This window comes from Acinetobacter sp. AM (assembly GCF_003105055.1).
GTDB classification, from domain to species: domain Bacteria; phylum Pseudomonadota; class Gammaproteobacteria; order Pseudomonadales; family Moraxellaceae; genus Acinetobacter; species Acinetobacter tibetensis.
Genome location: NZ_QETG01000009.1, coordinates 77721 through 101681 on the forward strand (window position 1 = coordinate 77721; position 23961 = coordinate 101681).

The window sequence follows — 23961 nt, forward strand, 5'->3', positions numbered from 1 at the left end:
GGTCGGAATACTTATCTAGTTTTAAGCATCGAACCGCTGTACTTCTAGAACAAAGTTCGGCGTGATGATTACACTCAGGTTTTAGCGCCTTTTATGGTGGCGAGAAACGTAAGAAGCCAAAGCTATGAAAGAAATATTAAAAAATTTAGTCGATACGACAACGCTTCCAGAAGATAGTTATCTTGAACAAGATGCTGAAATTCTAGAGATCTTTGTAGAAGAAATTGAAGAAATTTTTGAAGAATTAGATACTGTTTTTGAGCAGTGGTTAGCAAATCCTTCTGATCAGGATACTTTAACGACCATTCGACGCCATTTTCACACTTTGAAAGGCTCGGGTCGTATGGTGGGGGCAAAGTCTGCTGGTGAAGTGGCTTGGGCTGTCGAAGATACTTTAAATCGTGTCATTTTTGGTTCTGTTCCTTTAGAGCTTAAGATCCAGAAATTTGCAGAAACGGTTTATCGTGTTTTTCAGTTCAAGCTTTATCCGCAGTTTAAATCGGTCAAACCGATAGAAATTGATTTAAGACCTTTGGTTCTATTGGGGCAAGAGCTACAACAGGGTCGATCAATTGAGCCTGCACTTGAAGAGTTATTATCTTTAGCGGATCGACTCAGATCTTCGGATGATTTGACTGGACTGGAATTGGGTGCTTCTCAAGTAGATATTGTCTTGGTGGAAGAAGAGCTATCTACCGAATCTAGCGATTTGCAAGAAGAGACTACTTCAATTTTCATTGAAGAAGCGGAAGAACATCTTGCAACGATTGATCACTTCTTGAAACAAGAAGCTGGCGAAGTGCCTGATTATAATGGGTTGATTCGTGCCTTGCATACTTTGCGAGGTAGTTCATCTATGGCGCACATCCAGCAAATTTTTGATGCCAGTTCAAAAGTTGAGAATTTATTTAAGACGCTTTTACAAGAAGAGATTGTTTCAACTTCAAATGAAACAGTATTACTCATTCAGTATGCAGAATTTGTACGAGACTTTTTGCATATTCTACGTCAGGGTAAAGTCGAAAATTTAAGTCAAGTTGATCAAACTTTTAATCAAGCATGGGAAAATTACGGCTTTAATCAAGAAGAGTTTGAATCTAGTGCAAATCCACAAGGTTTAGTATCACAATTAATTGAATTGGATATTGATCTGTTATTGGATGCAGAGCTCGAATTTGAAAAACGGATTAAAAATGAATTTCCTACTTATGTCGAGCACTTAAGTCAAAAAGCAAATTTACTCGCTGAGCATACCAATAATCGTGCTTCACAGGGGATTCATGATTTTATTCAGATTTTAGATAAATGTTATCAAACGCTTTTAGCTAAACCGACCTTACTCAATATTGACTATGCTTATGAGTTATTTGCTCAGGCGCATCAAGAATTTATCTATCTGTTTGATACTTTAGCTGCGGGGCAGCGCATAAGTTTATCTGCACCAGCAGAGCAAGTGCTTCAAAACTTAACGGCATTTGTACAGCAAGATCTGGAAATTTTTGATCCAGTTGAGGAAAACCTATCTGTAGAAAATGCTTCTGAGCTTGAAGCAGATTTAACAGCCGAATCTGGTCATCAGGTCGCTGCGGTTAACTTTGCGACTTTGTCAAAACGCTTGCACAGTGATGCGAAATTAGTGGATGTCGATGAAGCCAATCGACAATTTGATGAAGATCTATTGGATATCTTCCTCGAAGAAGCTGATGAGTTGCTGATGGGGATGGATCAGGATGTTCATACATGGAGCAGTGATCAATCCAATACGGCGGCATTGAATAATTTAATGCGCTATTTGCATACCCTAAAGGGTGGTGCAAACATGATTCAAGCGACGCATATTGGTTTAATTGCACATGAATTAGAAACCATTTATGAGCGTATTATTAATCAGCAAATTCAAGCATCTCCTGCTTTGATTCAGATTGTTCGTTTGGTTCAAGACAACATTGCTGATCGTATTCAAACGATTCGAGAAGAAAAAGTTGATTATCCAGCTCCAGAAGCGATTGATATTTTAAATAATATTCAAGCTTTGGTTGCGGGATCTGTGGTATCTACAGCTACAGAGGTGGTTGCAGAACAAAAACTGCCTGCTGTTGAGCAGGTGGTTGCATATGAAGCTACGACCATTGAACCGCCAGTTGTACAGCCTGTGCACGCGGAAGTCAGTCCATTTGAAGAAGAACCTGAAACTTCCGATTGGGTTGAACCAGTATCACAATCGAACATTGTTGAGCCACCACTTCAAGTTGAATCTTTAGCACTTGATGAGAGTGTACGCTCAATTGTTGAAGAAACTTTCTACGAAGAAGCCGCAGAAATTTTCGATACCATGGAAAAGTTGCTGCGGAATTGGTCCGAGCAGCGTAGTGACCGTAGTTTATTGCTTCAATTGCAACGTGCAGCACATAGCCTTAAAGGTGGTGCGCGCATGGCTGAAATTGAGCCAGTAGGGGCTATTGCATATCGTTTAGAAAGTGCTTTTGAACAGTTTGCAGTTCATCACTTCAATTCAAATGTTTATGATCCATTACTACAAACCACGATTACATGGTTAAGACATGCAATTTTTGACCATGATTATACTAATTTCGATAGTTTAAAAGCGGGCTTGGAAGCGATTGAATATGCAGATGTCACTGTTCAATTGCCAAGCCGTAATAACTCTAGCCACACGCAGATTACTGCGCCAAGCTTTGAATTTATTCAAGGGGATGGAGCAGAACCACCTGCAATGATGGGTGAGTGGGAAAGCTTTGGAGCCAATGATCAATCGAATGAGATGATTCGAATTTCAGCTGATTTGATTGAGAAGATGATTGATTTGTCGGGCGAAAATTCGATTAACCGTTCACGTATTGAAATGGACCTTGGTCAATTAGGCAATACATTGAATGAAATGGAATTGGCGATTAAGCGTCTTGCAGACCAGTTACGTCGAATGGAAGGTGAATTAGAGTCACAAATTATTGCCAAACATGGCAGTGAAGTTGGTCGATATGCTGACTTTGACCCATTAGAAATGGACCAATATTCATCGTTAAATCAGTTGTCTAAATCCTTGGCGGAATCTGCTTCGGACTTGGTCGATTTCAAGAGTACTTTGGCTGAAAAAATTCGTGATACGGAAGGTTTATTATTACAACAATCTCGTATTCAGGCCGAAATTCAAGAAGGCTTAATGCGAACACGCTTGGTGCCTTTCTCGCGTTTATTACCTCGTTTGCAACGTATTGTGCGCCAGACAGCTTCAACGCTAAACCGACCTGCTGAGTTAATTGTCAACAATACTGAAGGGGAACTGGATCGTACTATTCTTGAGCGTTTAGTGACCCCGCTTGAGCATATGTTACGAAATGCTGTCGACCATGGTATTGAAGACCCTGCACAGCGTCAGTCGGCAAACAAGCCTGAAATTGGAAAAATTGAACTCAATATTAGCCGTCAAGGCACAGATGTTGTAGTCGAATTCCATGATGATGGTAAAGGGATTGATGTAAATCGAATCAAAGAAAAAGCGATGTCTTTAGGTTTGATGAAAGCTGATCAATTACTTGAAAAAGAAGAGATTCTACAGTTTATTTTCCATCCAGGGTTCAGTACAGCACAGCAGATTACCCAAATTTCTGGACGTGGTGTCGGTTTGGATGTCGTGCAAAGCTCGATTAAAGCGTTGGGTGGTCATGTTACTGTAGACTCAACACTTGGAAAAGGAACAAGTTTTAGTATCCGCGTTCCAACGACTGTGGCTGTAAGTGACGCCTTAATGGTGAAATCTGGCGATCAGCAATTCGCACTTCCTTTGGCGCACATTGAGCGTATTGTTCGAATTGCACCAGCAACTTTGGAAACTTACTTTAATAGTAAAGAAGATTATTTCAAGATTGATAACCAAAGCTATAAGTTACGTTATATTTCGGAATTTGTTTCCAATCAGCCTTTACCGCGCTTAAGCAGTATTGCTCATTCGTTGCCTGTGCTGTTAATTAAGGGCAATAGTGGTCAAACCATTGCCTTATTGGTTGATCAGTTGATTGGATCACGTGCACAAATTGTGGTGAAACCAATCGGTCAGCAATTTGCTGCAATTGGTGCAATTACTGGTGCAACCATTCTGGGTGATGGTCAGGTGTGTTTGATTCTGGATGGTCAAAATATTGCCCGTCAAGTGCAAACGACACAACGTGTGAAACATGGACATGACCAACGTGATTCATACCGTTACAGTGATACACGTCGTTTAATTATGATAGTGGATGACTCGGTTACAGTACGTAAAGTGACTTCACGCTTGTTAGAACGACAAGGTTATGATGTGGTCACTGCAAAAGATGGTGTTGATGCTATAGAGCAGTTAGAAAACGTCAAACCAGATTTAATGCTACTGGACATTGAAATGCCACGTATGGATGGATTTGAAGTGACGAACTTGGTTCGCCATCATGAAGTTCATAAGCAATTACCAATTATCATGATTACATCACGTACAGGTGAAAAGCATCGTGAACGCGCATTTAGTTTGGGTGTAACCCATTATATGGGCAAACCATTCCAAGAGGCTGAATTGTTGAATAACATTGAAAGTCTTTTGACTGTGAAACAGGGGTAATTTGATGAGTGAGAAAATCGCGAATAAATCGGTTTTAGACCAAATTAGTCAGCAAGAGTTACATCATCTTATTACAGTTTCTACTGGATTTATTGATGCTTACATCATTCAGTGCTATGGCAAAGTGGCAATGTTATTGCCACAAAATATTGTGCTTTCTGCGTTGGATAGCCAGACACACGTTTCTTCAGTGGAGTGGCATGATGTGAAATTACCTGTTTATGCAGTGAATGATCCTGCAAAAGAAACAGGTGTTGCATTGGTGATTGAAGGTGATGAAGTCGATCAGCGTTTTGCCTTGATGTGTAATGAAATGCCGAAATCTGTGCGTGTTCGTATTTCTGAGGTGGTTGACGAAGAAATGACAGTCACTGATCCAATGGTGTTTCAGTACGTGAGAATGGGTGAGCAAACTTTTCAAGTGCCTAATGTTGTACAGATTCAAACCAGTTTAGGCATCAATTAGTCAAGCTTCAATAAAAAAACCCATGTTCAACATGGGTTTTTTTTATTGTTTGATAGATCCGAAATTTTAAGTCAATAAACCTTCCAGAATTTGTTCATAAATTTCAGCTAAAGGCTCTAAATCGGCCACATTTACGTGCTCATCAATTTGATGGATGCTGGCATTAAGTACTCCAAGTTCAAGTACTTGAGCGCCTGTAGGAGCAATGAAACGACCGTCCGATGTACCACCACTCGTAGATAATTCAGTTTCACGACCAGTCACATTACGAATTGCATTTTGAGCTGCACTAACCAACTCGCCCACTGGAGTGAGGAATGGTAAACCTGAATGTGTCCATTGAATTTCGTACGTCAAACCATGACGATCTAAAATTTCTAACACACGTGTTTTCAACTCTTCTGCTGTGACTTCTGTAGAATAACGGAAGTTAAATGTCACAGTCATCGTACCAGGAACGACATTGGTTGCACCTGTACCTGCTTGAATATTGGAAACTTGGAACGAAGTTGCAGGGAAGTACTCATTCCCATGATCCCAAACGGTATCGCACAGTTCAGCAATGGCTTTAGAAGCCATGTGAATTGGATTAATCGCAAGATGAGGATAAGCCACGTGACCTTGCTTACCTTTGACTGTGAGTACCGCATTTAATGAACCACGACGGCCATTTTTTACGATGTCACCTAAATGATGCGTACTTGATGGCTCACCCACAAGGCACCAAGTCATTTTTTCTTGGCGAGCCTCTAGGGTTTCAATAACTTTGACGGTTCCATTAATCGCAGGACCTTCTTCATCAGAGGTGATTAAAAATGCGATTGAGCCTTTGTGATTTGGGTGCTTAGCCACAAATCGTTCCGATGCCACCACCATTGCCGCCAATGCAGTTTTCATGTCTGCACTACCACGGCCATAGAGCTTACCATCCCGAATTTCTGGAATAAAAGGCTCTGAGTGCCAAGCATTCAAGTTGCCTGTTGGTACCACATCTGTATGTCCTGCGAAACAAAAAACAGGAGCTTCAGTCCCTTTACGCGCCCAAAGATTATCAACATCATCAAAACGCATAGGTTCAATGTTAAAACCAATTTTTGCTAAACGTTCAGCCATAATGTTCTGACAGTCATGGTCAACAGGTGTAACAGAAGGTTGGCGGAGTAATTGCAGACTAAGTTCGAGTGTTTCAGAGTGATTCATACAGAAAAGCAAATGAAAAATTTGCTGCTATGATAGGCGAATCGAATCAATAAAGGGAGTTTTGATATAAAAAAACCTTATCGTTTTGATAAGGTCTTGATGTTCTTTGGGGGGATTATAATTTGTCTGCACTTTTTTCCGCACTATCTGTAACGACATCCCCAACTTTGGAAACGTCTTTACCTACACCTGCGACGGTATTACAACCTGCCAGAAAAAAAGTGAGTAGTAATGAGATCGCAATTGCTTTTTTCATAGTGTTCTCCAAAACATGAATTATTATCTTGAGCACATATAGATTAAAAAACATTCAGCATAAACAGTACCATGATTTCATTATAAAAAAGTTAAAGAATGTATATGGCGCCATTTTACTGCTGAACGTAATGCTGTAGCAGAGGGCGGTTGCGATACATATAAAAATTTTGTTCCCCATCTTTATCCAAATAACAATACAAACCATCAGTCCAGAGCCGTGGTGTTATGCTGGTTGCAGATGCGTGAGGGCAGAGCCATTCATGTCGCTGTAAACGATAAGGTGATGCAGCGTGAGGAATCACATCATAGCCCCACAAGCCTATTCTACGGTGCTGGTTCACCCAATGTGGTATTTGCTGTGTCGTTGCATGTAAAGGAATATACAGTTGACCTTTTAAGATGACAAAGCGTTGTTGTATTACGTGATTAAGTGCTTGATCAAATTGAAACTGCTTTTGGGTAAAATGGTTTAATTTACGTTTTAATGTATCTGTTCGATTGAGCCCATACCAATGCGGAAAAGAAAAATCACATTCTGCCAAATAATATTTTAATGCCACTTCCCAATGTTCAATTTGATTGGTCTGCGTATTCTTAAGTAAAAAATCTAATTCGCCTAAAGTTTTTGGGCCTGCAATTTGTTGGATGCTATGCCCTAAAAGCTCATAAGGGTGATAATTATGATCACGTAACCAAAACCAAATGAACATTTCAAAGCGTAATCCAAGTCGAGTGCTTTTTAATTGATTTAAAAAATCTTCTAATTCGCTCGGATGCTGATCTAAATACTGTAGTCGTGTTTGGTAAAGATGAAAATATTGTGTCCAAATAAGTGCAGTATGCAATTGAAATGATTGTTGGATATTAAATTGATCTGGATAAGCGCTCAGAATATTGGGACTGGCAAGGCTAAAAGCCAATTGCCGCACCAGTGGATTTTTAAAATACAGCCATGGTTCAAAAAGATGGTCTTGTTGTAAGGTCAAAAACATAGTGAAAACCGAAATGGCAGAATAATGTACAGAATTTAAAAAGGATAAAGTGTAAAAACATTTTATACTAGCGCAATTCTGGATTAGGGCTTGAAGATGAATATATTGTTTTGGCGAAGTTTAGTGGTGCTTTTTGTCATCCTTGGCTTTATTGGTGCTGTACTACCAGGTATGCCAACAACAGTATTTTTAATTTTAGCTGCTTGGGCAGCCTCAAAAGGTTGGCCGCAAGTGGATGATTGGTTATTGAATCATCCCAAACATGGCGCAACATTACGTGCTTGGCGTGAAAATGGCACTGTGCCACGCAAAGCCAAATGGATTGCATCGATCATGATGTTGTTTAGTGGTGCGTTGATGCTATTCACAACCGCCCCATTTGCAGTCAAAGTCTTTACTGACTTAACCATGTTGATTGTAGCGATTTGGTTATGGTTGCGTCCAGAACCAGTTTCGCGTGAAGCACGATAGATGATGCTCATAACAAGTGCACGTTTTTTAGGACAGTTCAATGCAATATTCATTACAACAAGCAGATATTTTAATAGATTTGGCAGAGCAAACTTTGCAACTACCTAAGTATAATAAGTTTTATGTGATTTCATCGGGTAAAAATGGGATTGGTGAACAAGAAAATAGCGGCAAGACGCCAAGAGGATGGCATCAAGTGGCATTAAAGTTTGGTGAGTTTGCACCAATCAATGCAGTCTTTATCGCACGTAAAGAAACAGGGGAGGTTTATGATCAGGCGCTTGCCACAGAATTTCCAGAACGTGACTGGATCTTGTCACGTATTTTATGGCTTGCTGGTTTAGAGCCACAGTTTAATCAAGGTGAGGGGTGCGATACCTTCAATCGTTATATTTATATTCACGGTACACCAGATAGCGAACCAATGGGTATTCCAATGTCGCATGGCTGTATCCGCATGCGCAATCAAGATGTGATTGAGTTATTTGAACTGATTCCTGAAAATGCATTGGTCTATATTTCTGAACAAACTTTAAATTTAAGTTAAAACACCAGTATTTTTGTCTATACGTTCAAAATGCTTGAAAATAAAGAGATGGTCGTGTGTGAAAAATAAGCATATTTTCTAAATAACTTGCAGAATTTGCTTGTTTTTATAGCAAAACACTTATTTTTTAATCACTCAAACATAAAATTATGAAAACAGTGAGAAAAGCGTTTGACACTGGGTCAGGATTCTCTATAATGCACCACACAAACGATGAAGACGTTAAGGGCGCTTAGCTCAGTTGGTAGAGCGTCTGCCTTACAAGCAGAATGTCGGCGGTTCGATCCCGTCAGCGCCCACCAAGCCTTTACGTTAAACTCTCAGTGCAGCGGTAGTTCAGTTGGTTAGAATACCGGCCTGTCACGCCGGGGGTCGCGGGTTCGAGCCCCGTCCGCTGCGCCACTTGAAGAGTTTAATAATTGTTTGTACCACAAATGCGATATTGTGTAAGTGCAGCGGTAGTTCAGTTGGTTAGAATATCGGCCTGTCACGCCGAGGGTCGCGGGTTCGAGCCCCGTCCGCTGCGCCATTTACACAAAATAGCTTTTGAGGGCGCTTAGCTCAGTTGGTAGAGCGTCTGCCTTACAAGCAGAATGTCGGCGGTTCGATCCCGTCAGCGCCCACCATAATCTTTGCGATGCAGCGGTAGTTCAGTTGGTTAGAATATCGGCCTGTCACGCCGAGGGTCGCGGGTTCGAGCCCCGTCCGCTGCGCCATTTCAAAGAAGTTTTACAGTTTGACAAGCTGTGTTTTAAAAGATAAGCCTTGCTGTTTATCTTGCATCATAAAAATCGTGATGCTATTTTTAATGCCTTAGGGCGCTTAGCTCAGTTGGTAGAGCGTCTGCCTTACAAGCAGAATGTCGGCGGTTCGACCCCGTCAGCGCCCACCATAATTTTGACAGATTATGGATTTTGGTTTTAAGAATTCCGTGTTGCAGCGGTAGTTCAGTTGGTTAGAATATCGGCCTGTCACGCCGAGGGTCGCGGGTTCGAGCCCCGTCCGCTGCGCCATTTTAATATCTTATTACCCTGAATAAGATGTTTAATCCAGATAAAGCTCCTTTATCTAGATATGATAAAAATAGGTCTCTATTTTTATTCTTCAGGGCGCTTAGCTCAGTTGGTAGAGCGTCTGCCTTACAAGCAGAATGTCGGCGGTTCGATCCCGTCAGCGCCCACCATATATCTCCTTCATATTGTTTAAACTCAGTCTTTTATATAGAATTTATTATTCAATAATAATTCAATATATATCATTGATATGAGAAACCCTTATCAGCGTAAAGCTGCATCTAAAAGTCATAATTCTAGCCTGAGTGCGCAGAATATCTATCGGCAATTTATTGAAAATATGGTTGCTCAAGGATCTGTGAGTGCTTTATATCAGGATGGTTGGGCATTATGCGCAACCCCGACAGGGCAACGTGCATTTGCAATCTGGCAAAATAAAAATTTAGCTAAATTGTTGATTAGGGACAATTGGGCAGATTATCAATTGAAAGAGATCAGCCTCAAAGATTTGGTAGAAAAACTGATCCCCTATCTAAGAAAGGAACATACCACCATTTCTTTGGACTTAACGCCTGAGGGGCAAAATATCTTGGTTGCACCAGAAAAACTATTATTAGATTTAAAAAACTATTTATATCAAGTGTACATGCAAAAACCTGAGTTATTTCAGGACATGAAGCTTCCTCTACCTCGTCATATTCGTCTGAATTAATCCTTAAAATTCATTGAAGAGCCAGCCACTACCATAAGCAAAATATTCTCTGAGCCATGAATTATAACGGTTAATCAGAGGTGTAGGGGCGGCTACAGTAATGATATGACGATAGCCTTGTTTACGGGCAATCGCGGCAGCTCTTAAGGTATGAAAATCACTGGTAACGATGGCAATGGGTTCATTTAATTGAATATTGAGCTGAGCAAGAATTGGTTGACTATTTTTTAGATTTAAATCAGTACTGGTACTTTTGTCTTCAAGCCAAATACGGGTAGGGGATATAGAGAATTTTTGCTGCACATACTTGGACATAATCTCTGCTTCAGTGTATTTCTCTCTAAAATCTAAACCGCCCGTCATAATGAGGGGAGCGTTGGGTTGTTGTTCTGCCAGTGCAGCCGCCTGATCTAAACGTTGTGCTAAGGTGGCGGAAGGTTTCCCATTTTCTATGCCACTTCCCAAAACAATAATGGCTTTCACAGGGGCTTGCTGAGTATTGTTTTGAGTTGCTAGGTGTAAATAGACAAAAAAGCAAACTACACTCGTGCTCCAAAGTAGAAAACCTAAGCAGCCCACACGCCAGAGGATATTTCTCAATGGTGTTGTATGAATAGAAATTTGAATTTTAGGGTGGAAAATTGCAAAGACCAGTAGTCCTAATCCAATCAACAACGGCAGTATAGTACCTAAATGAATTTTATTGAGACTGATTAAGTAAGCCCCATCCAGAAAGAGCACAGTTCCAATGAGTGCCGCGAATAGTCTTTTTAATGGTGTTGATTGCATAGGTATAGATTGGATTTATATATTTATGATGAATGGTAACTGAGTTTAAGGCATTGCTGCTTATGATATTGAATTGATCAATAAAAAACCGAGCCTATTTAAGCTCGGTTTTTTGTTTTATGCTACAGCTTTTTAGTACACATCGCGACGATAGCGACCTTCTTGACGAAGTTGTTCTACAGTGCTTTCACCTAGAATATCAATAAGGGCTTGATCGACATCTTGGGCCATTCCCTGAATGCTACCGCAGACATAAATGACTGCACCACGATTGAACCAAGAGATCAGCTCTGCTGCTTGATTACGTAGAACATGGTGTACATAGACCTTTTCAGCTTGATCACGTGAGAAGGCTAAATCCAGACGTTCTAACATGCCTGTGCTTTGCCACGCTTCAATCGTATTTTGATAGAAAAAGTCATGTTCACGTTGACGTTCACCAAAGATGAGCCAGTTTTGGGTGTAATCTGCACGGACACGCGCATGTAATAGACTCATCAGTCCTGCAATACCTGTCCCATTACCAATACAAATGATTGGGCGATTATCATCAATGAGGTGGAATGACTCATTATTACGAATACGTAGTGCAATCTCTTGACCGATTTCAGTGTGTGCAGTTAACCAACCTGAGCCTAAGCCAAGCTCACCTGTACGATCACTTTGCTGACGTACCACTAAACGTAGTGTTTGCTGTGATGGAATGCTGGCAATCGAATATTCACGCGAAGCCAAAGTTTGCAGTTGCTCAAGCAAATGTTCCATGTTGGCAAAAGGTTCAACATCGGTATTTAGTTGTTTATCCCATAATGCCTGCTCAATTGAAACAGCTAAGGATTCCACCTGAGTTTGGGGTGCAATTTGATGTTTCGCCATGAATTCAGCAATACGCTTCGCACTGTTGCCGGGTTGAATTTCAGCAATATCACCCGCTTGCCAATGTGCCTCATGCTGGGCTTGCAGTTCGATATTAAATGCCGGTGCGCCAAGACTATTAGGATTTAATAAATCACGTTGGGTTAATGTCCAGCGATCAAATGTTTTATCGATGTGCATGGCTTGTAAATCAAGCTTGCTGCTTTTCGCAAGTGCGTTATTCCAACGCTGTATATCTTCATGGTTGGCATTATCGACTTCTATGGTGTCGAACAGTGCATGAGCTTGATTTTGTTTGAGCCAAGCCGCAATGGCATGTCCGAAGCTACAATAACTGTCTGGATATTCTTTAGACCCTAAGGCCAATACTGCAAAATGCACATGGCTTAAATCTATTTTACTGTTCAGTATTTTTTTGGCAAAACCAGAAGCAAGATCAGGTGCATCGCCCGTACCGTAAGTACTTGCAACAAACAAGATTTGTTGAGCAGATTGCAGATCTTCTAGAGTCAGTTGTTGCACGGTTTTGACCGTTACAGGCTGGCGAGCTTCTTGTAAACTGGTGGCTGTACGCCAAGCCAGTTGTTCAGCCACACCCGTTTGTGATGCATAAGCAATGAGCCAAGGTTTTGCATTTGGATCTACAGTAATGCCGTGATGGCTTAAACGAGCTGCTTGAGTTAATTTCTTCTGCTTGCGACGTTTAAGGTAGAGCATCCATCCTGTGACAAAGAACAATGGCATTGCAAGTGCGGCAAGCATGGCAAAGAAGTGATACACAGGACCAAAGAAGCTACCACGGTGTACGGGCAGCATACTACTCATGATTTTCTCATTGAGCTTTTTGTCTGCATATAATTCAATATCTTGTATGGTCGCAGTTTGATAGTTATAGACGGCTTTATTTCGTGCTCGTTCATGTTGTGGAACTGGATCGACAAAACCGAGTTCAACTTGACCATCTGCTTTTTTAGGCAGATTCAAGGTGAGTGTGGAATAGTCATGTCCCAGTTTCGCTTGAACACCTGTCCAGGTTTGTGAAAGTACCGTTTGCATCTGTGCTGGACTCAGCTCAGCGTGGCCTCGATTTTGTATATTGGTATTATGAGAACGACCTTGTGGGGCATCACCACGTTGTTCACCTGATGCTCCACGTGGACCTTGCTCTTTAGGTTTACTGCCTTGCATTTCTGGTTTCGGTTGTTCAACACCCATAACTTTAAACATGCCACTACGCCACCAATCATAAGACCAGTAGAGTCCTGTGCATGCCATCAGTAAATAAAATACCACCACCCATGTACCAACAACGGCATGTAAATCCCACAGAAAATTACGACCTTTAAGTTTAGGCTTAACAAATAACCATTGTTTAACAGAGTGTTTTTTGGGCCAGCGTAAATATAATCCACTCAAGACGAAGAAAATCAGCATGAGTGTACAAGCAGCCGTAATTTGTTTACCTACAGGTCCAACAGTCAGATTACGATGCAATTGCTGCACAAACTGGAAAAAACCTTGTCCCTTTATTTCTGGTAGAACTTCAGCAGAGTAGGGGTTGACCATCATGTTATAGCCACGTCGAGCGCCTTCTTTGACAATATTGACCGTGCTTGAAGCAGTAGGGTCTTTCGCAATTGTGATGCTGTTAATTTGGATATTAGAATCGACATGCTGAAAATGTAAATAGAGTTCAGCTGGTGTCAGCTTGTCTCGATTTTCAGCCTGCACAACATAGCTATCCGTATTGATCCATTTAAGGATTTGTTGATCATAAGAATAAATAGCGCCAGTTACGCCCATGATGGACAGTATTAATCCAGCGGTAATCCCCATAAACCAATGAATTTGGAAAAATATTTTTTTCAACATGATGGTCAAGTGTTGGAAGTGTGAAAAAATTGACGAAATTATAACTTAAGATTTAGAAGATAATGTGGATTTTGAGGATAATATTTATTCTCATTATCATTTTTAATTTGTTTCGTAAAAAAGCCTTCATATTTCAGAAGGCTTTTTTTGTATTCGGCTGCTTAGATTTTCTTCGCTTCGCCTACAGATTCATTTAGATGTTTGCGAATGGTTTCGAAAGAGAAATTACGCGAGTCCATACGCTTAGGTAAAATATAGGCACCTTGTTGACCTTTCACTTTAAAGTTCAGCAACATAAATTCTGGTGTGTTATACCATTCGTAAATGTCTTTCCAGCCAATTGCACCAACACCTTCTTGCATGCCCATTTGTTGGCGCATCACGAGACCGTGAGGTTGTACGCCCAATTTTACGCCTTTGATTTCCTGCGCAGGAAATTCATTCATTTTGCGTTTAACATACCATTCTAAGCCATAAATACGAATTGCAAGGTATAAAGCCACCCCAACAATTGCCACCCAGCAGAAAATGGTTGAGTAGTTTTTTAATAAGATGATGCCCACAATCGCAAGAGCTACGATGGCACCCATAATCATCCATGCTTTGGTGCTAATTTTATTGGTACTACGCCAAATCACCATCTGAGCATGACGTTGCTCAGCTTCAGAGATTTCGTAGTTCACAGGTTGTAGCGTGTAAGCGTATAAATTTTTTGCGGTCATAGTGAAAAGAGCAAATTTAAAACTGGAGAAAGTTTAGCATTAAATAGTCAGGGTTGATACGTTATAAATGCATTGTATTGCGGGGAAATTGCTGCTTTTTTAACAGCAATTTTTTAAATGCCCCGCAAGCCTATTTGTAATGTGTAGAATTTAATATCTTTTATAAAGATGCAAACTCGGTCGCCTGATCATCACGTTCATTACTCAAGTTTTGTTTGAGGTGACTCAATTGCTGCAAGATGCTGAACATTAAAGATAATTGCTGCAAAATAATCAAAGACAATTGATCTTCTTTTTTATCTTGTGTCAGGCGTTGTCGAATGGTTTGCAACATATTTTGCGTCGTTAAATCAGGCATTTCATCTTTAAGTAATGCCCCTTGAATATCCTCCTGTGCTTGATTCAGCAGATTTAGAATTTCAGGATCTGTGATTTGGGCACGATGTGCGCCAAGTGCAGCGATATAACTCAAGAAGGTATGATTCAGACAAAGAAACTCAAAGGCCTGACTTTTTTGCGTAGGGTCAAAGTCAGGTTCGGTCGCAAGGGTTGAAATCAGGGATGCTACATCAGCATCAGTATTGTGTGCAGCACGTCGAACCACACGATAATTCAAACCATTATTTCGACCTTGTTTGTATTGTTGAATCACTTCATTTAAATAGTTACATTGAGCTTGTAAGCTACGTTGAATACTATGCGGCAGACGACGGAATTTCCAATCTGGAAAAATAAAGGTCACTCCTAGCCATGCAAGGGCGCAACCAATCAAGGTATCAATCATTCGTGGTACGGCTGCCGAAAATCCTAAACCATCTAAATTAAAATTAATTAAGGCCAAAATAGTGATAAAGGCAGTCGCTTGCGCATATTGTTTACTGCGTAATTCAAAAAACAACACGCCACTCAAAACTAGCAGCAGTAACTGACCTTCAATTGAAGGAATAAAGTACAGCACCGCTTCACCAATAATAATCCCAATGAGTGTGCCGACGATGCGTAGGCGGAGTCGCCGTTTGGTGGCATTAAAGTTAGGTTGGCAAACAAATAGGGCAGTTAAGATAATCCAGTATCCATATTGAATTTGGGTGACTTGTACAAAAATATAGCTGACCAACAGCACAATGGAGAGTCGAATGGCATGGCGAAACAATACGGATTCAGGTGTAAGATGCTGTTTGATTCGAATGACAATATCATCCCAACCTTTAAGGTCATCATCCTTCAGTTGGTTTTCAATATGTTTGCTTTTATCAAAAACAATATTTTGTTCAGTTTCCAAGTTACGCAGTTGTGCATCAATGGACTTCAGGTTCTGGTATAGAGAAAACAGGGCATTGATCCAAATCGGATCGTAATGGTTATCGTCGCGTAATTTTTCTAAAGATACCTTTAGATTTTGAAAAGCATGTTTAAAGCGCTTGTTATGTTTATAGTTTTTCCGCAATAAAATGCTTTCACTCAAATCTTTACAGGCTTTACCTTGAATAGACAAAATGCGTTGGAAGCGAAACAGGATATCGCTGTGTTCAAAAACTTTGGTCAGAATTTGATAGTCAATGTGGGCGGAATCTGCACGTTCATGGATATCTTGTGCGACAAAATAATATTGTAAACTACGCCGAGTATCGCGTTGACCACGGTCACCTTTTAAGCGAGTGAGCAGGGCTGTTTTCATTTCGTTAAAAATGCCCACCAATTTGCCATTTTCCAGTGACAAATCAATCATGCTTTGCTGGTAGCTTTGTGGAGTCATATCAACATCAAAAAGATTGGATTTTGCAAACAGGAAGTTACCTAGCGAGGAATAGCATTCGGATAATTTGTCTTGAACTTGGCGAACTGGGAACAATAAGAAACTGATGGTTGAAATTAAGCCATACCATGCGGCGCCTGCAACCAATAGCGAGGGTTGCATATACCATTCTTCAAATAAATGTACGCCCAACATGGAATATACGGAAATGACCAAACAACCATAAGAAATGGTGGCATAGCGGCGCCCCAAAGAGCCCAATAAAATAAAACCAATACAAGAGATGATCAGCCCGATGGCGAACAAAACAGGATGTGGGAAAAGAAAATAAATAGAGGTTGCTGTAACAAAAAAACCGATATAGGTATAAACCAAATTTAAAAGACGCACCGAGAAGCGGTCATCAATGTCACTGAGACCCGCGGCAACAACACCTAAGGTGAGGGGGATGGTTGCCAGTTGATAGTCTAAAAAATAGGGAACAAAAGCAGTCCCTGAGAACGCAATAATCATGCGCACGTTATACATAAAAGAGGTGTTATACGTGGTTTGCTTCAGACGAGTAAGCCAAGTGTTCAAGTGGTTTCCTTCAAGAGATGTACATCAAACCTTTATGCAAAAAATAGGTTTGAGTCAGGATTTAATTTCACTTTTCTGATCAAGAAATAATACTATGGAGAGTGTAAGCTTGTCTTGTTTCTTCGTAGTTAAAATTAAATATGAATACTCTGCAATCTCCCGTAAAAAAAACATATTCGACTTCTTGGATCATGTTATTGGCCCTATTAACTGCTTTAGGTCCACTTTCCATTGATATGTATTTACCTGCTTTACCACAGATGGCCAAAGACTTTGGGGTCAGTACCCAAATGGTGGCAAATACTTTACCTGCTTATTTTCTGGGGCTTGCCATAGGGCAGTTAATTTATGGACCTTTGAGTGATCGGATTGGGCGGAAGAAACCACTGTACTTTGGCTTAAGTCTATATGTGGTTGCCAGTTTATTGTGTGTGCTTGCAAGTAACGAATGGGCACTCATAGCTGCCAGGGTATTACAAGCACTTGGGGGATGTGTAGGGGTGGTGATTGCACGAGCTGCTATTCGAGACCGTTTAGATATGAATGCCTCGGCGCAGGCTTTTGCTAGTATGATGATTGTGATGGGGGTTGCACCAATTTTAGCACCCACACTGGGAGCATTGGTACTCAGTTATTTTAATTGGCATGCCATTTTTGTTTTTCTGATGATGATTGGTGTGGCTTGCTGGTTATGTATTCATTTCTTCTTTCAGGAAACCTTAGCGCCTGAACGTCGTCTACGTTTGAATTTAACCCAAATTTTTCAGTTGTATGCAGCTATTTTTCAAGATCGTAGCTTCCGTGTCCCAATGCTTGCAGGCTGTTTCTCGGGTGGCGTGCTGTTTTGTTATATCAGTTCATCCGCAGCTATCCTCATGAATGGTTATGGTCTGAATCAGCAACATTTTGCGATTGCTTTTGGTTCCAATGCTTTTGGTATTATGTTGTTATCAACCTTAAATAAAAAACTCGGTAAGCATCTTTCAGTTTTCACACGCTTGAAAATTGGTGGATTTATTCAGCTTGCAGGTGCTTTGGTGTTAGTGCTTGCAGGTCTGTTGCAACAAGCTCCAATTGGACTGGTGTATGCGGGTATGTTCTTGGCGGTTTCAGGGATTGGTTTTACAGGGCCGAATGCCATGGCATTGGCGATGTCAGAACAAGGTGCTCGTGCAGGAACCGCAAGTGCAGTAATGGGCAGCATGCAATTTGCTTGTGGCTTGCTGGGTGGCGTGATTCTGAATTTCTTGGTCTGGACAGACTTAATGAATATGGCGACTTTAATGTTGTGCTTTATTAGTATCGCGATGTTGGCAATCTTTAGTTTATCTCCAGAAAAAGTAATGGCTCAGTCATAGGGCTGAAGCGAAGTAAGACAGCCATCATCATGATTAAAAAAAGATGGCTGTCTTAAATATTTATGAAAGCGTTACTTGCGTAGAAATTGCTTAAAGTTGCGCAGAATACGGAAGCTCACATACAGCGCAATGAGGGCAAAAATCGCAATACCGAAGACCACATATTTTAATTGCTGAATGTCTTGTTGGAAGAAATTTTCGATTTGCGCATCGCTATATGCAAAACGGCTGACTTTCTGCGTTTGGCTGTCATGAAATTGAATATGTTGAATGTAATGCTGCTGTCCAATTTGTTTCAAACCAAGCGAGTCAATTTGACGTCGATGAGTTTGATTTTCAGCATCGATACACAGGTCTTGGGCATAATGCTCACAGCTTATTTTGGCAATAAAGCCTTGGTTGGCGACTAAAATAAAAACGGATTCGTCAGGTTTTTGATTGTTGGTGACCAAGACTAACGGTTTAGCTGTGCTAGATTTCAGCTCAAACTGCTGAGCTTGAGCCAAAGCCTGAGAGGCATTTTTAATTTCTAATGTTTTGACAACACATGTCCAGACCAATGCCAAGGTAATTAAAAAAATACTGGTTGCGAAACATAGGCGAAATACGGTTTTAATGGTCTGGTGCATAAATGAGTCAATATCCTAAAAGTTTAAAGCGCAAAATAGTGGGAGTCATTTGAATAGGGATTCAATCTAAACGCTTTGTTTAATTTTGCACAAGTTTTATGTTAAAAAAATTAACGAAACTAGGAGGCTAGCTTTAAAAGGCGGTACACTAAAAATGTAAAAAACAGTGTTTAATTCAATATTTAGTTTATAAAACATTGAGTTCATTCGCTTGATTTCACCCCTTGGTTAGCATCGGAACTCGCATGGGTAATTTTTTATTTCTTCAAATTTTCACCGTTATTTTTGCCTTATCAATTGCGACCACGATTTTTAACAAGCGAATTTTAGGTTTTCCACAGGCCATAGGCGTTCCTATCGTTTCTGCAATTTTTGTCTTTATTTTGCAGTGGGGAGCTAGTTTACTCAACGGTAATCAGTTTATTACCATCAATATTCATAATATCGAAAATGCTGTACGTCACATCGACTTTTATGACTTTCTGATTAATGGGGTGATTTGTTTTATTTTGACCTCCTCAGCCTTGAAATTCAAAGTGTCCGATTTACGCAGTTATTGGAAGCCAATCAGTATTTTAGCCAGTATCGCATTGGTGTTATGTGCTGTTTTTTTTGGTGTCGTACTCTATGGTTATCAATTTTTGGTTGGGAAGCATGTCGATCTGTTGGTGTTATTGCTTTTGGGCGCGGCTTTAGGTGCGACAGATCCGATTGGGATTAAAGGGGTGTTAAGTTCGGTTCGTGCGCCGCATCATTTAATTGTTAAGTTGGAAGGCGAATCCTTATTTAATGATGCAATGTGTATTGCCTTATTCATGACCTTACTCAATGTCTTGCAAGGTGAGCATTTTAGTTTTATCGGTACACTACAAACCTTACTATATGAAATTGTCGTCGCAATTATTATTGGTTGGGGTTTTGGTCTAGCCATTTTGAGATTGCTTCGTGGCAAACATGAAATGGAATCCCTCATTTTAACTACCGCTTTACTGGCATGCGGATCTTACTTGGTTGCACTGTTTGCACATGCTTCCGCACCAATTGCCTGTGTATTTGGTGGCTTAATTGTCGGAAATCGTTGGAAAGAAATTCTACAAGAACGTGAGATTCGGGAGGTCAATCACTTTTGGCATACCGTTGAGGGAATTATTAACTCCTTCTTATTTACCTTAATTGGTTTAGAACTCTTTATTCTAGATTTAAGCGTGAGTCTGATTTTGGGCGGTATTATTGCCTTTATTATTTTGCATGCATCACGTTTTGCAGCGAATTATCTTGCCTTTGCCTTTTTCCCAAGTTTCCGACACAAAAGTTATAACGGGAGTTTAGCGATTCTTTCTTGGGGTGGGGTACGAGGTGGAATTTCACTGGCTTTAATTCTTGCTGTTGCCAATATTCCACAATTGAGTGAATACAGCAGTATCCTGATTGGATACACCTTTATTAGCGTACTTTTATCGGGAGTGGTCTGTGGATTAGGGCTACCTGCCGTGATGAATGCCTTTTATTACAACCCTAATGAAGAAACAGAAGGCTTTAAAGGTTGGTATCAGCGTTTGTGCCATAAGATGAACCGTAAAGGTTTTCAGTATATCGTCGGGGAAGATGCGACTGGCAATGAAACCATCACCATTTATAACCCAGATGCCTTTGTCGATGTAAAAGCAGATGATGGGGTTGCAGCGGTGCACAATCCAGAAAAAGTCCAAGAAGTGAAACGACTGGAGAGCCCAGGTAACTTCTAATTGATCTTCAGCCTAGGAATAAACTCTAAATGCTTATTGCTAAAACATCTTCCCAAGAATTAGCACTATTAATTCTGCAAGTGGTTGCTTTAATTCCTTATGGAAAAGTTGCAACCTATGGACAAATTGCCAAGATGGCGGGTTTGCCCAAACATGCCCGTTTAGTTGGGCGTGTACTGCAACAAGTTGAAGATCAGCATTTGCCTTGGCATCGTGTGATTAATTCGCAAGGTAAAATTAGCCTAAGTAAATTGGACGATCAGGGGGATAATCTTCAAATTGTAAAATTACAAGCAGAGAATATTGTTGTGATTGCGGGGAAGATAAATTTAAAGCTCTATCAGTGGGATGGAGAAATTTGTAAAGTTGGTTGAAGGGTCTTACATCCAATGCTGAGTATGAATGTAAGACCAAGTTGATTAATCAAATTATTGACGAACCACCAATACAGGTACACTTGTGTCGCCCAGAATTTTTTGTGCAACACTACCTAAGAAGAATTTTTTTAGCCCTGTACGACCATGTGAGCCAATCACAATTAAATCGGCATTGGTTTCTTTGGCAGCATTAAGAATTTCCTGATGGATCATTTGCCCTTCAAGTAAACGAGTTTCAACAGTTAAGCCTTCAGCACCAAATTTAGCTTTGGCATCTTCAAGTGTGCCTTCAATTGATGTACGAGCACGTTCAATCAGATCGTTAGTCTGTGCCGCAGTAATATATTCGGCTGCAATGTAAGGGTCTAAAGCAAGTACTTGCACAACCGTAATTTTACTGCCAAAGACTTTGGCAAGTTCTGCTGCTTGCTTCACTGCTGCAAAAGAGGTTTCTGAACCGTCAACTGGAACTAAAATATTTTGATAAGCCATCTGTATTACTCCTTGTTTTCATTACAATCTTTTCTAAAACTGTTTTATCCGAGAGTTGCGACTCAAAACTATTGTTTATACTTTTATACTAACGCTAATTTTGATTTTATAAAACCTAGTATTTTCATAAGGATAAGGCTTTATAAACCGTCGATTCCATAACTTAACTTAGCATGTTTTTTGTATAAAAAGTATGCGTTGTTGTACTAAAGTCGGGTAAAAATTGTGATAAAAATGAAACAGCTAAGTTAAAGCATATTTTTATTAGAAATATGCTTAAATGAGTGAAACTTGGTCAGGTTTGTAAGGCATAGTATGATGTTGCTAACTTATTAATAACAAACAATACATGACTGATCAAACCCAATTAAACTGGAACAGAACAAATTTAGACAATATTGAAACCGCTTGGGAGGGTGATCTTTGGGATCGTAAGCGTCTAGGTATTCAACTGACGAGCTATGTTGATCGTTTGCAGTGTGGAGCTGTACTCGCTTTAGATGCCCGTTGGGGTGAAGGGAAAACTTGGTTTGTTCGACATTGGAAAAAACATTTAGAAGTTGAAAATCATAATGTGATTTATCTAGATGCATTTGCAAATGATTATTTGGATGATCCATTTTTAACTATCGCTGCTGAAATTAGCCAAACATTTAAAAATTCAGACAATATTGATGATGCAGATGTGAATAGTTTTAATGAGAAAACAGCATCTGTCTTAATTTCTTTAGCCGCAATACTTCCTGTAATCGCAGCAAAGGCTGGATTGCGTTGGATTGGTCTTGGTGGTGCAGGTGAGGTAATTCAAGAAGTTTATAAAGATGGCAAAGATGTTTATGACTCAGTCAGTGATGAAATAACTGGGAAACTCAAGGAACATATAGAAAAGAAAATTGAAGATCATCATTTAGAAAAAGAGACGATTCAAGATTTTAAAAAGGAATTAACTCAATTAGCAGATAAGTTAGAAAAACCTTTGGTTTTTATTATTGATGAACTTGATCGTTGCCGTCCTGATTTTGCAATTCGTTTGATTGAAAGAATTAAGCATTTCTTTGATATTCCTAAAATTGTTTTTGTTTTGGTAATGGATAAGACTCAATTTTCAAAGGTTGTTTGTCATAACTATGGTTATGATGATGAGTCAGGTGAAGAATATTTAGATAAATTTGTGGATTTCACAATTAGACTCAAAAGCACATTAAATGAACCTGACTTTTATGCAGAGGTGATTAAACATTTATTCGTGAATGTGCTTGGCTATAAATATGAGTTGTTAGAAAGTAATAATTTTTATCATGAGTGCAGAGCATATAATCAAGCCACTGGATATTCCAAAAGAGAAATTATAAATTTAATCCATAGGTTTTCATTATTAGTAACAGGAGATGATAAGAAGGACTCTCTAGTTCTAGCAGCTTTATTTTTCAAAAACTCTGAAGATTTATTTAAAGATATTTTTTTAGCCATCCATAATTATACAGATTTTATAATTCGTAAAAATAATAGTGCTTTTGGAGATGTGTGGTATGAAACTGATAGAGAACAAAGATCAAATATTATGCTGAATGTGTGGAGTAATTCATTCGGTGTAACATCATCTATTGTTAACTTTATAAACTTAGTTAAACAAAATATTGGAGATCGTGAGTCATTCATCAGTAGCTCTATATTTACACAGAAAATTGATCAAAAAATATTGTCATTACTTCAAAGTTATTCAATAAATTCTTTGTGTCAATCAAACCAGTTTGATCTTAAATGGTTTCAATATATAGAGTCAGGTATAAAACATTAAGTAAGATTTATATAAGCCTTTAGTATTTCAACATCATCCGTCTGTAACTGCTCACGCATCTTTAAAAACTGCTTTTCATCTAAGTCATAAAGTTTAAGGGCAAGCAGTTTTTGAATATCATCTTCTGGAAATCGGTATTTAATCACTTTGGCAGGCACACCACCCACAACTGCATAAGGTGGCACATCTTTGGTGACCACAGCCCCAGTCGCAACCACAGCACCTTCACCTAGTGTGACCCCTTGCATAATCATGGCACGACTGCCAATCCAGCAGCCATCTCCAATGATCGTATTACCTGCGAGAACAAAACTACGTGTATCAAAGGGAAAAGCTGAAATCCAGTCGGTACGATGTAGCTGATTACCCCCCATCATAATCACGCATTCAGCACCAAAACAGACAAAATTGCCAATATGCAGTTGGTCAATTGGTTTTTCGGGCGTAGAAGGTTTGTTATGCAAATAACGCACGACACAACGCTCAAAACCCTGATCCCAATAGGCTGAATAATATGAATAATTACCTTTAATGTGAATATTCGGATTCTTTACCGTTTTAGAGATGAATTCGAATTCGCACCAGTGTTTGACAGGAGAGTTAATCAAAGGTTCAGACATAAAAGACATCACAAAGCATGAGGATGTGTATTATAGCGGATCATATGACGTTTCCCTATTGGGTAATTTTGATGTGATTG

General features: G+C 39.8%; 19 protein-coding genes and 8 tRNA genes. 17 read left to right on the top strand and 10 right to left on the bottom strand.

The window, feature by feature from the left end:
* Window positions 1–124 precede the first annotated feature (124 nt).
* On the top strand, window positions 125–4609 hold the full coding sequence (locus tag DCO44_RS06730) for an Hpt domain-containing protein (protein ID WP_116760306.1): 4485 nt from the start codon (window positions 125–127) through the stop codon (window positions 4607–4609).
* 4 nt (window positions 4610–4613) lie between these two features.
* Window positions 4614–5075, top strand: coding sequence for a hypothetical protein (locus DCO44_RS06735; RefSeq protein WP_116760308.1), 462 nt, complete (start codon window positions 4614–4616; stop codon window positions 5073–5075).
* A gap of 66 nt (window positions 5076–5141) precedes the next feature.
* Here the strand turns inward: DCO44_RS06735 and dapE are convergent, their stop codons facing one another.
* From dapE to DCO44_RS06750, 3 genes are all read right to left on the bottom strand, one after another.
* Window positions 5142–6275 (bottom strand): succinyl-diaminopimelate desuccinylase, encoded by a 1134-nt coding sequence (dapE, locus tag DCO44_RS06740; protein ID WP_116760310.1) that lies wholly within the window; start codon window positions 6273–6275, stop codon window positions 5142–5144.
* A gap of 115 nt (window positions 6276–6390) precedes the next feature.
* The gene (locus DCO44_RS06745; protein ID WP_016167063.1) at window positions 6391–6531 is read right to left on the bottom strand and encodes an entericidin A/B family lipoprotein; all 141 of its coding nucleotides are present in this window, start codon (window positions 6529–6531) and stop codon (window positions 6391–6393) included.
* Window positions 6532–6646: 115 nt separating this feature from the next.
* Window positions 6647–7525, bottom strand: coding sequence for a DUF1853 family protein (locus tag DCO44_RS06750; protein WP_116760312.1), 879 nt, complete (start codon window positions 7523–7525; stop codon window positions 6647–6649).
* Between the two features lie 96 nt (window positions 7526–7621).
* Between DCO44_RS06750 and DCO44_RS06755 the strand changes: the two genes are divergently transcribed.
* The 11 genes from DCO44_RS06755 (at window position 7622) to DCO44_RS06805 (ending at window position 10268) form a co-directional block, all read left to right on the top strand.
* Window positions 7622–7996 (top strand): YbaN family protein, encoded by a 375-nt coding sequence (locus tag DCO44_RS06755; RefSeq protein ID WP_116760314.1) that lies wholly within the window; start codon window positions 7622–7624, stop codon window positions 7994–7996.
* 40 nt (window positions 7997–8036) lie between these two features.
* The gene (elsL, locus tag DCO44_RS06760) at window positions 8037–8543 is read left to right on the top strand and encodes a cell wall-recycling L,D-carboxypeptidase ElsL (protein ID WP_116760317.1); all 507 of its coding nucleotides are present in this window, start codon (window positions 8037–8039) and stop codon (window positions 8541–8543) included.
* Window positions 8544–8769: 226 nt separating this feature from the next.
* A tRNA-Val gene (locus tag DCO44_RS06765) sits at window positions 8770–8845 on the top strand.
* A 23-nt stretch (window positions 8846–8868) separates the two neighbouring features.
* A tRNA-Asp gene (locus DCO44_RS06770) sits at window positions 8869–8945 on the top strand.
* A 50-nt stretch (window positions 8946–8995) separates the two neighbouring features.
* Window positions 8996–9072: transfer RNA gene (locus DCO44_RS06775), tRNA-Asp, on the top strand.
* Between the two features lie 21 nt (window positions 9073–9093).
* Window positions 9094–9169, top strand: a tRNA-Val gene (locus DCO44_RS06780).
* A 13-nt stretch (window positions 9170–9182) separates the two neighbouring features.
* Window positions 9183–9259, top strand: a tRNA-Asp gene (locus DCO44_RS06785).
* 100 nt (window positions 9260–9359) lie between these two features.
* Window positions 9360–9435: transfer RNA gene (locus tag DCO44_RS06790), tRNA-Val, on the top strand.
* A 44-nt stretch (window positions 9436–9479) separates the two neighbouring features.
* A tRNA-Asp gene (locus DCO44_RS06795) sits at window positions 9480–9556 on the top strand.
* 94 nt (window positions 9557–9650) lie between these two features.
* A tRNA-Val gene (locus DCO44_RS06800) sits at window positions 9651–9726 on the top strand.
* 80 nt (window positions 9727–9806) lie between these two features.
* Window positions 9807–10268: a DUF2750 domain-containing protein gene (locus DCO44_RS06805; RefSeq protein ID WP_116760319.1), complete on the top strand. Its 462-nt coding sequence runs from the start codon at window positions 9807–9809 to the stop codon at window positions 10266–10268.
* A 3-nt stretch (window positions 10269–10271) separates the two neighbouring features.
* Here the strand turns inward: DCO44_RS06805 and DCO44_RS06810 are convergent, their stop codons facing one another.
* The 4 genes from DCO44_RS06810 to yccS all read right to left on the bottom strand — a co-directional run bounded on the left by DCO44_RS06810 (window position 10272) and on the right by yccS (window position 16862).
* The gene (locus tag DCO44_RS06810; RefSeq protein WP_116760321.1) at window positions 10272–11057 is read right to left on the bottom strand and encodes a YdcF family protein; all 786 of its coding nucleotides are present in this window, start codon (window positions 11055–11057) and stop codon (window positions 10272–10274) included.
* 132 nt (window positions 11058–11189) lie between these two features.
* Window positions 11190–13805, bottom strand: coding sequence for a PepSY domain-containing protein (locus DCO44_RS06815; RefSeq protein ID WP_116760323.1), 2616 nt, complete (start codon window positions 13803–13805; stop codon window positions 11190–11192).
* Between the two features lie 161 nt (window positions 13806–13966).
* Complete coding sequence (locus DCO44_RS06820) at window positions 13967–14527, bottom strand: hypothetical protein (protein WP_116760326.1); 561 nt, start codon at window positions 14525–14527, stop codon at window positions 13967–13969.
* A 160-nt stretch (window positions 14528–14687) separates the two neighbouring features.
* Window positions 14688–16862, bottom strand: coding sequence for a YccS family putative transporter (gene yccS / locus DCO44_RS06825; RefSeq protein WP_116760328.1), 2175 nt, complete (start codon window positions 16860–16862; stop codon window positions 14688–14690).
* Window positions 16863–17002: 140 nt separating this feature from the next.
* Between yccS and DCO44_RS06830 the strand changes: the two genes are divergently transcribed.
* The gene (locus DCO44_RS06830) at window positions 17003–18220 is read left to right on the top strand and encodes a multidrug effflux MFS transporter (RefSeq protein ID WP_116760330.1); all 1218 of its coding nucleotides are present in this window, start codon (window positions 17003–17005) and stop codon (window positions 18218–18220) included.
* A 71-nt stretch (window positions 18221–18291) separates the two neighbouring features.
* On the opposite strand, the gene DCO44_RS06835 is transcribed toward DCO44_RS06830, so the two are convergent.
* Entirely contained in the window at window positions 18292–18849 is a 558-nt protein-coding gene (locus DCO44_RS06835; protein ID WP_116760332.1) for a hypothetical protein, read from the bottom strand.
* Window positions 18850–19094: 245 nt separating this feature from the next.
* On the opposite strand from DCO44_RS06835, the gene DCO44_RS06840 reads away from it, so the two are divergent.
* Together DCO44_RS06840 and DCO44_RS06845 are read left to right on the top strand one after the other, a co-directional pair.
* Window positions 19095–20594, top strand: coding sequence for a cation:proton antiporter (locus tag DCO44_RS06840; protein ID WP_116760334.1), 1500 nt, complete (start codon window positions 19095–19097; stop codon window positions 20592–20594).
* 29 nt (window positions 20595–20623) lie between these two features.
* The gene (locus tag DCO44_RS06845; protein WP_116760336.1) at window positions 20624–20968 is read left to right on the top strand and encodes an MGMT family protein; all 345 of its coding nucleotides are present in this window, start codon (window positions 20624–20626) and stop codon (window positions 20966–20968) included.
* A 54-nt stretch (window positions 20969–21022) separates the two neighbouring features.
* Here the strand turns inward: DCO44_RS06845 and DCO44_RS06850 are convergent, their stop codons facing one another.
* A complete protein-coding gene (locus DCO44_RS06850) occupies window positions 21023–21463 on the bottom strand; it encodes a universal stress protein (RefSeq protein ID WP_116760338.1) in 441 nt (146 codons plus the stop codon).
* Between the two features lie 349 nt (window positions 21464–21812).
* Between DCO44_RS06850 and DCO44_RS06855 the strand changes: the two genes are divergently transcribed.
* Entirely contained in the window at window positions 21813–23261 is a 1449-nt protein-coding gene (locus DCO44_RS06855; protein WP_116760340.1) for a KAP family P-loop NTPase fold protein, read from the top strand.
* Here DCO44_RS06855 and DCO44_RS06860 read toward each other — a convergent pair.
* The gene (locus tag DCO44_RS06860) at window positions 23258–23881 is read right to left on the bottom strand and encodes a CatB-related O-acetyltransferase (protein WP_116760342.1); all 624 of its coding nucleotides are present in this window, start codon (window positions 23879–23881) and stop codon (window positions 23258–23260) included. The two genes, DCO44_RS06855 and DCO44_RS06860, sit on opposite strands and share 4 nt — an antisense overlap.
* Window positions 23882–23961: the final 80 nt, after the last annotated feature.

Bases quoted from the DNA above. Each gene is read 5' to 3' on its own strand.
- DCO44_RS06860 (WP_116760342.1), bottom strand. From the start codon at position 23,881: ATGTCTGAACCTTTGATTAACTCTCCTGTCAAACACTGGTGCGAATTC.
- DCO44_RS06830 (WP_116760330.1), top strand. From the start codon at position 17,003: ATGAATACTCTGCAATCTCCCGTAAAAAAAACATATTCGACTTCTTGG.
- DCO44_RS06730 (WP_116760306.1), top strand. From the start codon at position 125: ATGAAAGAAATATTAAAAAATTTAGTCGATACGACAACGCTTCCAGAA.
- elsL (WP_116760317.1), top strand. From the start codon at position 8,037: ATGCAATATTCATTACAACAAGCAGATATTTTAATAGATTTGGCAGAG.
- DCO44_RS06855 (WP_116760340.1), top strand. From the start codon at position 21,813: ATGACTGATCAAACCCAATTAAACTGGAACAGAACAAATTTAGACAAT.
- DCO44_RS06755 (WP_116760314.1), top strand. From the start codon at position 7,622: ATGAATATATTGTTTTGGCGAAGTTTAGTGGTGCTTTTTGTCATCCTT.
- DCO44_RS06745 (WP_016167063.1), bottom strand. From the start codon at position 6,531: ATGAAAAAAGCAATTGCGATCTCATTACTACTCACTTTTTTTCTGGCA.
- DCO44_RS06840 (WP_116760334.1), top strand. From the start codon at position 19,095: ATGGGTAATTTTTTATTTCTTCAAATTTTCACCGTTATTTTTGCCTTA.
- dapE (WP_116760310.1), bottom strand. From the start codon at position 6,275: ATGAATCACTCTGAAACACTCGAACTTAGTCTGCAATTACTCCGCCAA.
- DCO44_RS06845 (WP_116760336.1), top strand. From the start codon at position 20,624: ATGCTTATTGCTAAAACATCTTCCCAAGAATTAGCACTATTAATTCTG.
- DCO44_RS06805 (WP_116760319.1), top strand. From the start codon at position 9,807: ATGAGAAACCCTTATCAGCGTAAAGCTGCATCTAAAAGTCATAATTCT.
- DCO44_RS06750 (WP_116760312.1), bottom strand. From the start codon at position 7,525: ATGTTTTTGACCTTACAACAAGACCATCTTTTTGAACCATGGCTGTAT.
- DCO44_RS06815 (WP_116760323.1), bottom strand. From the start codon at position 13,805: ATGTTGAAAAAAATATTTTTCCAAATTCATTGGTTTATGGGGATTACC.
- DCO44_RS06835 (WP_116760332.1), bottom strand. From the start codon at position 18,849: ATGCACCAGACCATTAAAACCGTATTTCGCCTATGTTTCGCAACCAGT.
- DCO44_RS06735 (WP_116760308.1), top strand. From the start codon at position 4,614: ATGAGTGAGAAAATCGCGAATAAATCGGTTTTAGACCAAATTAGTCAG.
- DCO44_RS06820 (WP_116760326.1), bottom strand. From the start codon at position 14,527: ATGACCGCAAAAAATTTATACGCTTACACGCTACAACCTGTGAACTAC.
- DCO44_RS06850 (WP_116760338.1), bottom strand. From the start codon at position 21,463: ATGGCTTATCAAAATATTTTAGTTCCAGTTGACGGTTCAGAAACCTCT.
- DCO44_RS06810 (WP_116760321.1), bottom strand. From the start codon at position 11,057: ATGCAATCAACACCATTAAAAAGACTATTCGCGGCACTCATTGGAACT.